Annotated in this window: 14 protein-coding genes, 1 pseudogene and 1 other annotated feature; of the genes and pseudogenes, 11 read left to right on the top strand and 4 right to left on the bottom strand. The window is 50.5% G+C overall.

What is annotated here, in order from left to right:
- Window positions 1–45: 45 nt before the first annotated feature.
- Window positions 46–625, bottom strand: a pseudogene (locus tag BN1247_RS18185) (VanW family protein).
- A 657-nt stretch (window positions 626–1,282) separates the two neighbouring features.
- Here BN1247_RS18185 and BN1247_RS10010 point away from each other — a divergent pair.
- Together BN1247_RS10010 and BN1247_RS10005 are read left to right on the top strand one after the other, a co-directional pair.
- Window positions 1,283–2,068 (top strand): SDR family oxidoreductase, encoded by a 786-nt coding sequence (locus BN1247_RS10010; protein WP_054950256.1) that lies wholly within the window; start codon window positions 1,283–1,285, stop codon window positions 2,066–2,068.
- Between the two features lie 26 nt (window positions 2,069–2,094).
- The gene (locus BN1247_RS10005) at window positions 2,095–2,484 is read left to right on the top strand and encodes an Asp23/Gls24 family envelope stress response protein (RefSeq protein ID WP_054950255.1); all 390 of its coding nucleotides are present in this window, start codon (window positions 2,095–2,097) and stop codon (window positions 2,482–2,484) included.
- A gap of 33 nt (window positions 2,485–2,517) precedes the next feature.
- Here the strand turns inward: BN1247_RS10005 and BN1247_RS10000 are convergent, their stop codons facing one another.
- Entirely contained in the window at window positions 2,518–2,871 is a 354-nt protein-coding gene (locus BN1247_RS10000) for a YugN family protein (RefSeq protein ID WP_054950254.1), read from the bottom strand.
- Between the two features lie 175 nt (window positions 2,872–3,046).
- Between BN1247_RS10000 and BN1247_RS09995 the strand changes: the two genes are divergently transcribed.
- The 6 genes from BN1247_RS09995 (at window position 3,047) to BN1247_RS09970 (ending at window position 8,232) form a co-directional block, all read left to right on the top strand.
- Window positions 3,047–3,475 (top strand): CBS domain-containing protein, encoded by a 429-nt coding sequence (locus tag BN1247_RS09995; protein ID WP_054950253.1) that lies wholly within the window; start codon window positions 3,047–3,049, stop codon window positions 3,473–3,475.
- Window positions 3,476–3,600: 125 nt separating this feature from the next.
- A complete protein-coding gene (locus tag BN1247_RS09990) occupies window positions 3,601–5,190 on the top strand; it encodes a spore germination protein (RefSeq protein ID WP_054950252.1) in 1,590 nt (529 codons plus the stop codon).
- Entirely contained in the window at window positions 5,187–6,386 is a 1,200-nt protein-coding gene (locus tag BN1247_RS09985) for a GerAB/ArcD/ProY family transporter (protein WP_054950251.1), read from the top strand. The genes BN1247_RS09990 and BN1247_RS09985 overlap by 4 nt, the downstream gene beginning before the upstream one ends.
- Window positions 6,343–7,539, top strand: a complete 1,197-nt coding sequence (locus BN1247_RS09980) for a Ger(x)C family spore germination protein (RefSeq protein ID WP_054950250.1) — start codon at window positions 6,343–6,345, stop codon at window positions 7,537–7,539. Before BN1247_RS09985 ends, BN1247_RS09980 begins: the two co-directional genes overlap by 44 nt.
- A gap of 79 nt (window positions 7,540–7,618) precedes the next feature.
- The gene (locus BN1247_RS09975) at window positions 7,619–7,825 is read left to right on the top strand and encodes a DUF1657 domain-containing protein (protein ID WP_054950249.1); all 207 of its coding nucleotides are present in this window, start codon (window positions 7,619–7,621) and stop codon (window positions 7,823–7,825) included.
- Between the two features lie 152 nt (window positions 7,826–7,977).
- Complete coding sequence (locus tag BN1247_RS09970) at window positions 7,978–8,232, top strand: hypothetical protein (protein WP_054950248.1); 255 nt, start codon at window positions 7,978–7,980, stop codon at window positions 8,230–8,232.
- A gap of 126 nt (window positions 8,233–8,358) precedes the next feature.
- On the opposite strand, the gene BN1247_RS09965 is transcribed toward BN1247_RS09970, so the two are convergent.
- Window positions 8,359–9,174 (bottom strand): DUF421 domain-containing protein, encoded by an 816-nt coding sequence (locus tag BN1247_RS09965; protein WP_147675227.1) that lies wholly within the window; start codon window positions 9,172–9,174, stop codon window positions 8,359–8,361.
- Window positions 9,175–9,266: 92 nt separating this feature from the next.
- Entirely contained in the window at window positions 9,267–9,464 is a 198-nt protein-coding gene (locus BN1247_RS09960; RefSeq protein ID WP_054950246.1) for a DUF1657 domain-containing protein, read from the bottom strand.
- 180 nt (window positions 9,465–9,644) lie between these two features.
- Here BN1247_RS09960 and spoVAC point away from each other — a divergent pair, with 180 nt between their 5' ends.
- The 3 genes from spoVAC to aroF all read left to right on the top strand — a co-directional run bounded on the left by spoVAC (window position 9,645) and on the right by aroF (window position 12,458).
- Window positions 9,645–10,088, top strand: coding sequence for a stage V sporulation protein AC (spoVAC, locus tag BN1247_RS09955; protein WP_054951600.1), 444 nt, complete (start codon window positions 9,645–9,647; stop codon window positions 10,086–10,088).
- 15 nt (window positions 10,089–10,103) lie between these two features.
- Window positions 10,104–11,114: a stage V sporulation protein AD gene (gene spoVAD / locus BN1247_RS09950; protein WP_054950245.1), complete on the top strand. Its 1,011-nt coding sequence runs from the start codon at window positions 10,104–10,106 to the stop codon at window positions 11,112–11,114.
- A gap of 73 nt (window positions 11,115–11,187) precedes the next feature.
- Window positions 11,188–11,399, top strand: a binding site (T-box leader).
- A gap of 48 nt (window positions 11,400–11,447) precedes the next feature.
- Window positions 11,448–12,458, top strand: a complete 1,011-nt coding sequence (gene aroF / locus BN1247_RS09945; RefSeq protein WP_054950244.1) for a 3-deoxy-7-phosphoheptulonate synthase — start codon at window positions 11,448–11,450, stop codon at window positions 12,456–12,458.
- Window positions 12,459–12,523 lie beyond the last annotated feature (65 nt).

The following is a 12,523-nucleotide window of genomic DNA, read 5'->3' as shown; positions in this document are numbered from 1 at the left end:
GAGTGTCGTGGCTGGTGAGTGTCATGACTGGCTGCTCTCACCCTTCTAGGAGAAATTTATAATCTGTTCTGACGGCAGCTTCTCTTGCGGTGACTTCGGCACCGATCGCTGCTGAAACTGTACGTCGGCTTGACTATAGATCTTAATCGTTAAGTACCCGCCGTAGGCAAAGCTGCGAATTAAGATCGGGCGGTTCGTGTTGTTTTGAAACTTAAAGTCAGGCCCGCCCCACGACACTGTCGCGTCGCGTCCGCGCGGGACGTATGTGACGATTTTCGTATGGACAGCGCGTTCGACGATTTTGAGGCCGGATTGATCGATACTGTTGAACAGCGTCGACGACGTCTGGCAAATTCCGCCACCGTAATCTTCGGCGTATTCTCCTTGACACGGTAGCCCGCTTGTAGCCGCGATCGGGGGTGCGCGGTCCGACAATGTCGTTAAAAGAAAAAATGCCGCCGACGGGAATGATGACACTATCTATCGCGGTGCTCGACAGTCCGATGTTACGCGCACGCGGGCGATTGTACGGGTTGTAGATTGTCGTGTAGCTTCCGAGAACTTTTTCTGATAGGCGCTCGAGTGTTTTAGCGGTGATCTTCGCCTCGGTCTCCGTAACGGGCATCGGTACAATCCGGTTTTGCAAGCTAATGAGATGGTCGAGTATGTACGCGATTTGGCGCTGGTCGACGCGGCGCCCGTTCAAGTGCGGAACAATCTGTTCACCTTGAAAGTAAGCGTCACGCGGTTTTCGTTCACTCTGTTTGACCGTGTCGATAATTTCTTGTCGCAACTGCGCCCGATCGATCGTCGTCGGGTCGATGCCGTCAAAGCCGTAGGCGGCTAAATCGATCGTCCACAGCTGGTCGTCTAACGAAAAAATAAGCTGGGAAGCGACAGGAATTGGCTTTTTCAAAAACCGTATCCCAACAGAGTCATACGCGAGAGGTAAGTTAGCGGCCCTAGCAGCGAACGATAGTGGGGGCGTGCCATCAGTACAAATGACGGTAACAGATGCGGTAAACGATATACAAAAAATAACGAGCCGCCGAAACATCGACAGTCCCCCCTTGTGGCGAGCCATTCATAATATCCGTTAGTTTGCATAGTTTGTTACAGTCTCATGCATCCGTTTGGCCACCGCATGAAGTTGTAGACTTTTAAGTCACGCGATGCCCTAGTCAAAAACAATTCGCCACTTTAGGATGGATAAATGGAAATAGGCGCGATTTTGTACTATGATTAAGGGGGAAATTGTAACCGTTTTGAAGGGAGGCGCAACATGAATGCAACGTTAAGTGGAAAAGTAGCCCTCGTCACTGCCGCGAGTCAAGGCCTTGGCAAAGCGATTGCCGCCGAATTGTCGCGCGGCGGGGCACATGTGTACATTTGTAGCCGCCAGCAGGAAGCGATTGAGCGAACGGCGCGTGAAATTAGCGCAGAAACTGGACGTGCTGTAACCCCACTCGTCGCTGACGTCAGCACAGCTAGCGAGATAACGCCTCTATTTGACCGGATCGCGCAAGAACATAGCCATCTTGACGTGTTAGTGTGTAACGCGGGAGGGCCGCCAGGCGGTACGTTCGAAATGTTCGACGACGCTGCGTGGCAGTCGGCTTTCGAGACGAACTTACTTAGTGTCGTTCGCTTAGTGCGCGGGGCGCTCCCGTTCATGAAAGAAGCGGGTGGGCGCATCGTTACCATTGCTTCTTCGTCAGTAAAAGTGCCGATCCCCGGGCTAATATTATCTAACACGATGCGTGCTGGGGTCGCCGGTTTGATGAAATCGTTAGCGAATGAACTGGCATCTTACGGTATACTAGTTAATACCGTCTGTCCTGGGCGCATTGCGACCGACCGCGTGGCCCAACTAGACGGGGCTAAAGCGGAACGCGAAGGAAAAAGCGTGCGACAAGTTAAGGAAAGTGTAGAAAGTCAAATACCGTTAGGGCGGTACGGGGAACCAGAGGAGTTTGCCCGCGTTGTGGCCTTTCTTTCGTCAGATGCGAACACATATATGACGGGATCGACATTTTTTGTCGACGGTGGCATGGTGCAAGCATTATAACTTACATTTTTGTGGAGGAATGCTAGGTGGAACATAAAGAACAAGACGGATTTGTAAGAATTGCCGACGACGTCGTCGCAGTGATTGCAGGCATTGCAGCTACTGAAACCGAAGGGATCGCGGGTATGTCCGGCGGTATCACGGAGGAGCTGGCTCGGCGCGTCAGTGGAAAAAACGCCTCGCGCGGTGTAAACGTCGAGGTAGGCGAAGTGGAAGCTGCGATCGACCTACGCGTCATCGTACAGTACGGGGCCAAGATTCACGAAGTGTGCCGCGAGTTGCAGTATAACGTGAAGCAAGCAGTCGAATCGATGACAGGATTAAAAGTCGTCGAGGTGAATGTAAAAGTAGAAGGTGTCGCACTCCAAGACGAAGGGAAAAAAGCGCCCGAAGACGTCGAACAGCGGGTGAAGTAAAAGCTAGCAAAGAACGAAGCGCTAGGCATAAGCCTAAGCGCTTTGTTTTTTTAACGTGTCAACAAGTTTTTTAACCGTTTTTTCAGCTTTTTTCCGCAGGTAATCAGGAACTTCAGCTTCGTAGTCCAAGCCGTGCGGATAGTAGTGCAGGGCGAATACAGGCGTCATCAATTCCAATACACACTTCGGATTTTCCATCGATCCTTCGACGACTTTAGCCGGTATGCGTAAGTAAAATTCCGGGTCGGTGCCGTTGTCTTCCAACTTTAAATCAAAACACACTTTGTGGTAGTCCCAAGACGGGTAAAAACCGAGTTTCATTGTAATCGGTTTTAAAGTGCCGAACGTCGCTTGGATGTTTTCGACGTGGCTGTTTGCTAATTCCATGTACGTGTGTCCCTCCTCGATTAACTCGATTAACGATACATACTTATCATAGTATGTTTTTACTTAAGGTGCAATTATTCTTCCCACTTAGCGGGAAACACGAGTGCATAGGTTCTTCTATTGTCGGACAGTCTATGTATAAGTGACGTTAACGTTACGTGAAGGAGGATTAACTATGCGAAAAATCCGTGAAATTATGACCACCGATGTGACGTGCTGTGAACCACAAGAACAGGTGCACCAAGCGGCGATAAAAATGCAGCAGTATAACGTCGGTTCAATTCCCGTTTGTGAAAATGAACAGGTCGTCGGGATGATTACCGACCGCGATATCGCTCTGCGCTGTGTTGCTGACGAGAAACCGATCACCACCCCGGTAGAGCATATAATGACGAGCAATGTCGTTACTGCTTCGCCAGACCAATCTGTCGACGACGTGGCGCGGCTCATGTCGGAACAGCGAATCCGCCGCTTACCGATTATCGAGAACGGCAAGCTGGCTGGCATCGTCGCAATTGGCGACTTAGCGGTACGGCAAATGCACACTGACGAAGCTGGGCAGGCGTTAAGTGACATTTCGGAACCGAGCCAGCCGTTACAGTAACAGTCAAACTAAGGTTACCGCTCCTTGCGGTAGCCTTTTTTTATTGTTGTTAGCGGATTTCGCATATTTTTTTAGTATTACTTACAAACTAAGGAGAGCTCGGAAAGAAGTGGTGGTTTGATCGGATGAAAAAGTCATTTATTCGCCCGAAAAAAACGCGCGAACTGCGCGCACAGCGACGGCTTACGCAACAATCGGAACAGAAGCTGCAAGAAAAAGTTCACGTGCAAGTGTATGCCGATCTCGACAAAAATGTGGCCTTCTTAAAAAAAATACTCGGCAAAAGCGGCGATATTATTTCCCGTCGCTTTATCATCCCGCATGAGTCTAACCGCGAGGCAGTTCTTTTTTACATTGACGGTATGGCCGATTCCCAAGTCATCGACGACTTTATTTTACACTCACTGACGGTCGAACCGGCGAAAGTCGAAGAAACGTACGACATTGCGAAATGGTTGAAGGACCGCTTAATCCACGTGGGAGAAGTGACCCTAACCACCGAAATGAAAAAAATTGTTGCTGCACTGTTATTCGGAGATACGATCATATTCATCGATCAGTGTGAACAAGGGGTTGTCATTGGCACGAAAGGGTGGGAGCACCGCTCGGTGTCGGAGCCGAATACGGAAGCGGTCGTACGCGGGTCGCGGGAAGGGTTTATCGAAAACATGCGGACGAATACGGCACTCATTCGTCGCCGCTTACAAGATCCGGATTTGCGCTTCGATAGTTTCACCGTCGGAAAACGGACAAAGACGCACATTTGTCTCGCGTATGTCAAAGGAATCATCAACGCGGATACGTTATCCCTCATCAGAAAGCGCATAGAAAATATTGACATCGACGGCGTACTCGAGAGTGGATACGTTGAGGAGTTCATTGAAGACAATACGTGGTCGCCGTTTCCACAACTGCAGGCGACGGAGCGCCCCGACTCAGTCGTCGCCCACTTGTTGGAGGGAAAAGCGGCGATTATCGTCGACGGTACGCCCTTTGCGCTCGTTTTACCAGCTGTGTTTTCCCAGTTTTACTACAGCCCGGAAGATTACTACAACCGTTTTCTCATTGCGTCACTCGTCCGCCTCATTCGCTTTATTAGCTTCTTCATCGCCTTGCTATTACCGGCGCTTTACATTGCGTTCGTCTCCTTTCACACCGAAATGATCCCTTCAAAACTGGCGATTGCGATTGCTGCGGGGCGGGCAACGGTACCGTTCTCCACGCTCATCGAGGCACTGTTGATGGAATTCAGTGTAGAAATCCTGCGCGAAGCGAGCATCCGCTTGCCGGGACCGATCGGGCCGACGATCGGGATCGTCGGGGCGCTCGTCATAGGCGATGCTGCTGTGTCGGCTGGCATTGTCAGTCCGCTCATGGTCATCGTCGTCGCGTTGACGACGATCGGCTCGTATACCAATCCGAACTATGGGGCGGCGACTGCAGTACGTATGTTGCGCTTTCCGTTGATGATTGCGGCCGCAATCGCCGGGTTATACGGCACGATGTTTGCGCTACTGATCATCGTGTTGCATTTAGTGAAGCTGAAGTCCTTCGGCGTCCCTTATTTAGCTCCGCTGTCACCTTTGAAACTGTCCGATATGAAAGACTCGATCGTCCGTGTGCCGTGGAAGTGGATGAATGTGCGACCGAAACCTTTTAAAACAGTCAATGAACTGCGCCAAGAGCAGACCGAGCCGCAGGAGGAAAAAAGATGAACAGTGAATCGACGCAGCAAAAAGAAGCAAACCAGGTGAGCCAAGCGAAAAAAGTGTTTACTCCGTGGCAAGCGACGACACTCATCGCTTGTACATTAATCTCCGCTGAAATATTGACACTGCCGCGTATCGTAGCGACAGCGACGAAAACGGACGGCATGGTTGCCGTCTTCGTCGCCGGTTTTTTTACACTGTTCGTTATTTGGATGTTCACGAAATTAGGGCAGAAGTTTCCTAACCTAACGTACGTCGGCTATACGCAAAAACTACTTGCAAAGCGGTCGAACCCGCGGTTAGGACGGATTCTCGCTTTCCCGTTTATTCTATCCATCGCGCTTTGGTGGCTACTCAGTGTTTCTTTCGTGTTGCGCGTGTTTGGCGAAGCCCAGCGTACGATCGCCTTTCCGAACACGCCACTTTGGTTCATGGTCGGCAGCATGCTCGTGCTCTGTGCGCTCGTCGCGAACAATCCGGCGGAAGTGATCGCCCGCTTGAACGAGTTTTTACTTCCGCTCATCGTCATTCCGATTTTACTCATTAGCTTGCTCGTCTTGCGCAACATAGAGCTGACGAACTTATTGCCGTTATTTCGAACCGATTGGCGCAGTTTTTTGGGGGGAGTCATTAAAGCGATCTATGCCTTTCAAGGCGTTTCGGTCACCGCCATCTATATGGCGTCGTACAAACAGCCGGAGGAGGCTGTCCGTTCGCACACCCTCGGGGTCGCCATGGTCACCTTCATCTACTTGTTCACGACGATCGCTTGTATCGGTGTTTTCGGACACGAGGAGGTAAAAAGAATGATGTGGCCGACAATCGAGTTAGTGAAATCGACGCGCATGCCCGGACTTATTCTCGAACGTATGGATTCCGGGTTCCTCGCCGTATGGCTTGTGGCCATCTTTACAACGGTGGCAAACTTTTTGGCTACCATTGTAAATTTAGTAGGTGAATATTTTGCAATCAGTCAGGCGAAGCGGTTTTGGATCGTCGCCATCGTCATCGTCGTCATCTTCTTTTTGGCAATGTGGCCGGAAGATATCCAGCGGTCGTTTGTCGCCGCGGATCGAGTGGGCTTGTTCGGCTTTTTTTACGCGATTGTCATCCCGCCGTTGTTGTTATTAATCACGGTTTTGCGGAGGAGGTTAGGAAATGGGCAGCAGCCGCGAGGAAAGTCGAAAAGCGAGAAGCGTTAGCGGGGTTACCGGGGGCTGGCGCGCGCATAGAAGTTCTTGGGCGAAAGTGTACACAGCTACACTCATTTTGACGTTATGTGTTTCTCTCAGTGGTTGCTGGGACGAGCAAAAGATTGAGAAGCAAATATCTGTCGCTGCACTTGGGATTGACACACATAAGAGCGGTTTACAGGTGACGATTCAAGTGCCGATCCCCGTAAAAATTGCCGGTTCAGGTGGAAATGGTGGCGGGGGTGGGCAAGAGGCGGTGCAATTTTTTGTCGGGAACGGTAAAGACTTGGACGACGCGCTACGAAGCATTCAGAAACAGCTGGACGAAAGTTTAACGTTAGGCCATTTACGTCTGATCGTCTTTAGCCAAGAGATTGCCGAGCGAGGCCTCGCACCGGTGATCGACGGGTTGAGACGCAATCACGAGATTCGCCGTGAGTTGTGGCCAATCGTGTCCAAAGGGAAAGCGTCCGACTTGTTGCATGCGAATCCGAAATTAGAACCGATTCCCGCCGTCTATTTAATGGACATGTTTGAGAGCCATTCACAAAGGGGAAGTATATTCGATCGAAAACTGATCCATCTCCTTACCGACCTTTCGGATCACTCGAAGCAACCTATGCTTAACTATATTGCACATACGGATAAAGCAGTCAATTGGGCTGGAACAGCGCTGTTTAATAAAACACACATGGTTTCTTCGTTAAACGAAGTTGAAAGTTGGCTGCTAATGCAACTGGGGGACGGCAACAGAGGGTCGCACAAAAGTGTGCCCTGTCCGAATGATTGTAAAGGCATCATTACGGTCGACCCGAGAAATGTGCGACGCAAGGTGACGTTCGACGAAGCCGCCTTTAAGTTTCGCATCGCCATTCGCATCGATGGCGTTATCGAGGAAAAAACGTGTGCGCTCGATTTAGCGCAACAAAAACATATTGCGTTAGTCGAAAAAAAACTAAAGCAACAGTACGAAGCAGGTGCAACTCGCCTCGTGCGAAAACTTCAGCAACAACATATCGATGTACTGAAGCTCGGGTTGATGTTACGCGCTTTTTATCCGGATGTGTGGGAACGGATCGACTGGCAAAAGGCGTTTCCGAAGGCGGCCATCGATGTGGCTTACACGGTCAGGATTCGCGGGCGAGGCGCCGAGTACAATTGACAGGAAACAGCCGGTTATTGGCACGCATAACCGACACGTATTAACCCTATATTAACAGTGCAAGAAGGGAGGGATAGTGATGACGGTAGGTACAAAAATGCAACAGATGATTGCGAGTGCGGAAAGTGTGGCCGCCAGTTTAAAGACGTTTGCACTCGATACACAAAATCAAAATGCGAAACAGATGTTTCAAAACTTAGCGCAAAATATGGACATGGTTGTTAACCAACTAAACACACGCCTAAACGAAATTCAAGAAGAAGAGCCACAATATAAGCAAATGTAACGATCACATCAATAGCCTCGGCGTGCACGCGCATCCGAGGCTTATCTCATTTGTCCGGGTGCAATAATAGAAAAAACAAAAAGGAGTTGCCGAGTTATGTTATAATTTGTCGAAAGAGTGACTTCAAAGGTGAGAGGGGGGATTTTGCACTTATGGCGGAGTCAGAAGCGAACGTCATCTTGCAGTATGAAGATCACGCGACACATGAGCGGATCTCGTTAACAAAAATGCGGCACGGTAGTCAAACGCGTTATCAAGTGAAATGGATGAAGCGGACAGGGGAAGAAGATTATCAAGTCGACTTTATCGAGTTTAAAACGTATGAGGACGCGCGGCAGATGTTTTTGCAATATATTCGTACATACGTGTTTGCAGAAAACAGCGCCATTGAGACGCCACACGACTAAAGTCGTATGATTTTGCTTTTAACAACGCCGGCTTTAGCTTTAGCTTTATTTGTAGGTCATTTGGCGGCTTTTGCCGCCGACCCGCTCGTTACTCTCGTCATAGCCAGTTTGTTTATTTCCGGTGAGCTAAGGGTGGGGTTTTAAGTAATCGTCAGCGAAGCCCAGTTCCTGCAAGGCACGGTCCTTCTGTAAACTTTGTTTCACTTGGTTTGACACCGTGTTCGCATGGTCTTGATAAGCACCTTGCAGCGGATCGTTATTCCAGTCGACGTGCACGGAGCCTTTCGCATCGAGTAAGGCGAGAGCCACGTTCGGCAAGAGGTCGCGCGTGACGCCGTTGGCGACGAGTTTGAGCCATAGCCACTCGCGGTCAATTTTGAGGCGGCGCAACGCGTTATCCTGGATCACCCCGTCAATGACGAGTGGCACGGGGATGCCTGAGTAAGGCGGAGTTAAACCGATGTCAGACGGCTTAAGCGGGCGGTGTTCTGGCATCGCAATGACGCTTATTTGTCCCATCTCCTCTAGAAAGGCGAATTCGACATTTTGCGGGTTCACATACCCTTTAACGCGCAGTGCGCCTAACAACTGCGGGATCGTCATGCGTGCCTTTTTCAAGTTTTTTTCGTTAATTTTACCGTGACGAATCAGTTCAATACTGCGTCCGATCACTTTTTTGCGCAAGCGGTTGTTGTACGAGAAAAAGTTGAGTAACAAGTGGGAGAGAACGAATACCGCTGCGAGTAACATACTCGAAAAAAACCCTTTCTTTGCAATCGGTTCGGTTAAGGAGTTACCGAGTAAGACGACGATCGCTAAGTCGAACGTCGACAATTCAGAAACCGCGCGCTTGCCCATAATGCGCAAGGAAATCCAAAATATAGCAAAAATTGCGAGCGGCGTCAACACGTGTTCTGTCAGTTCCGTCATAAAATTAATCATGTTATTTTTTCGCTCCTCGTTGTCATCGTATTTCGGGTTAACCACGCCATCGCGTTTCGGGTATCCTCCACGACAAACGGCGCCAACCGCGTCTAATACGTTGGCTCTTCGCTCTCTACGGCGAGAATACGCGTCTGTAACACGCTAGCGACATCGTCGCTCTGCCGCGCTAACACATGATACAGTTGCTGTATTTGTCGGTCGTCCGTGTCAAGCGCGAATTGCTCCAACTGTACCGCGACCGTTTTCGCTTGTACGAGTACCTGCTTTAGTTTTGTATGAATGGTCACCTTACCTTCCTCCTACACACGTTTTTTCACATACGCGAGCTTTCTGATCCGCGTCATCCGTTCAACCTTTCCTAACTACTTCTCACCGTCAGTCATAAAATCTCGCATTGTAGTAGAAAATATACGTAACCGCGCGCATAAGGAGGAATGTACGTGGCGAACAGCGATTATCGCCAAGCGATGCAGCAAGTAGAACGACAATACTACAAAAAAATTGTGAACAAATATACGCCCGGGCGACCCGTTGCTAAAAATTGCTTAAAAGCGTTCCTTAGCGGCGGCCTTGTCTGTTTGCTCGGGCAAGTCGTACAAAGTTTTTTTGTCCGCGTGTTCGGTTTTAGTATGGCTGATGCGGGAAATCCGACGGTGGCGACGATGGTGTTGTTGGCGACGTTACTTACCGGCTTTGGCCTGTATGACAAAATTGGACAGTGGGCAGGAGCGGGGACATCTGTTCCGGTAACCGGTTTTGCCAATGCTGTTTCATCCGTCGCCATTGAGCACAAGAGTGAAGGTTTCGTGCTCGGCGTCGGTGGCAATGCGTTTAAGTTGGCAGGGTCGGTTATCGTGTTCGGCGTGGTGGCCTCTTTTATCATCGCATTAATTAAAACAATTGTGACGTGAGAGGGGAGTAGACTATTGTCCCAGAAAAAATTAGGGCAGCAGACGTGGGCTGTGACGAGTGGCGTGCGCGTTCTAGCGAGTGCCGCCGTCGTCGGGCCTAAAGAAGGCCAAGGGTTACTTAAAAATGATTACGATGCGATCTATTCCGACACGTACGCCGGGCAAGATACGTGGGAGCGCGCCGAGCGAAAAATGCTTGAAGATGCCGTCGATTTTGCGCTACACAAAAGTGGCTACAAAAAGCAAGAGATCGACTTGTACATAGCCGGCGATTTAATGAACCAAATCATCGTCTCGTCTTTTTCTGCCAAAGCACTAGGAATTCCACATATGGGTGTTTTTTCTGCCTGTGCGTCTTCCATGCAGTCGGTGACGTTGGGGGCGCTGTTCATCGAAGGGGGCTTAATGGCACGCGTCGTCGCCGGGGTGAGCAGTCATAACAGTTCATCCGAGCGACAGTTTCGCTATCCGACCGAATACGGGGGCCAAAAACCGCCGATGGCCGGTTGGACGGCGACTGGCGCGGGAGCAGTCGTCCTCGGCCACGGCAAAGTGGGCCCGCTCGTCACCCACTGTACGATCGGGAAGGTGATCGATCTCGGGGTGAAAGACCCGTTCAATTTAGGGGCGGCAATGGCGCCCGCAGCGGCACATACGATTGAAAAGCATCTTTCCGATACGGGGCGCACGCCGGACGATTACGACCTGATCGTTACCGGCGATTTACGCCAGTCCGGGTATAACATTACGAAAGAACTGCTGCGGAAAAAAGATATTATTATTGGCGACAATTACCAAGATTGTGGGTTAATGATTTATGATCCCAAGCAGCGCGACTACGGCGGGGCGAGTGGCTGTGCTAGCAGTGCGATCGTCACGTACGGACACATTTTTCGGCAAATGGCGCGCGGTAAGTATCGCAAAGTGCTCGTCGTAGCCACCGGTGCCTTGTTTAGCCCCATTTCTTTCCAACAAAAAGAATCGATTCCGTGCGTTGCGCACGCCGTCTCTTTTGAACTAGGTTAAAATTGGGCAAAAAAAGTGTGTTGACACGCGTTTGCAACCGTAGTATAGTAACGGTCATACAACACGTATTTACTTAAACGCGTTGATGGGTTAAAGTAGAGCGACTTTCCCCAATGCAGAGAGCTGGTGGACAGTGCGAACCAGTTTGGGTTTTCGTTCGAATTACACTCCCGGAGCAGTGGCTTGACTTTGCCACCGGCGATGAGCCGTTAACAACTTCGAGTGGATTCGCTACTAAGCGAATCAATTAGGGTGGTACCGCGAGCACAACTCCTCGTCCCTTTATTGGGCGAGGGGTTTTTTTATATTAAAAAACGTAAAGGAGAGAAATCGATGGTTATCGTATTAGAACCGCACGTTGCGGAAGAAGACATTCAGCAAATGATCGCGAAGTTAGAACAGCAAGGGTTGCAAGTTCACCTGTCAAAAGGAGTTGACAAGACGTTACTCGGACTCATCGGCGACAAACGAAAAATTAATGAATTACCGCTGGAAACGTATCCGGGTGTGGCGAAAATCGTGTCGATCAGTGAACCGTACAAGTTGGCGGGGCGCGACTTTCATCCGCAAGACTCGGTCGTGTTAGTCGGCGATGTCGCGATCGGCGGTGGCAATCCTGTGATGATGGCCGGACCTTGTTCCGTGGAAAACCGCGAGCAACTGCTGACGACGGCGAGGGCAGTGAAGGCAGCAGGCGGACAAATTTTGCGCGGCGGTGCGTTTAAACCGCGTTCGTCGCCTTACTCCTTCCAAGGATTGGGAGAAGAAGGGTTGAAATTGCTCGCGGAAGCGCGGGAGGAAACCGGACTCCCCGTCGTCTCGGAAGTAATGGATCCGGAAAACTTAGAGCTAGTGGCGGAGTACGTCGATATTTTACAAATTGGCGCCCGTAACATGCAAAACTTCCACCTGCTGAAAAAGATCGGTCGTACGACGAAGCCAGTCCTATTAAAACGCGGCCTATCCTCGACGATCGAAGAGTGGCTCATGTCGGCGGAATACATTCTAAGTGAGGGCAATCCGAATGTCATTTTGTGCGAGCGCGGCATTCGCACGTTTGAAACGTACACGCGTAACACGCTCGACTTGAGTGCCGTGCCGGTCGTGAAACATTTAAGCCACTTACCCGTCGTCGTCGATCCGAGCCACGGCGTCGGCAAACGGCGCTACGTCCCGCCGATGGCTAAATCGGCGATCGTCGCCGGGGCGGACGGGTTGATCGTCGAAGTGCATCCCGAGCCGGAGAAGGCGTTGTCCGACGGGCCGCAATCGCTCACGATTCCGGAATTTAACGCTCTCATGGACGATATTCACCGCCTAAAACAAGCGCTCGCAGCAGTTTAAGCAAATGCCCAGGCAACACGGCAGGCTCCTGCATATCGTATAAGTGTCGATAGTCATCGGCGGAT

The organism is Numidum massiliense (assembly GCF_001375555.1).
Lineage (GTDB): Bacteria > Bacillota > Bacilli > Thermoactinomycetales > Novibacillaceae > Numidum > Numidum massiliense.
This window is presented reverse-complemented; position numbering and strand designations above follow the sequence as displayed.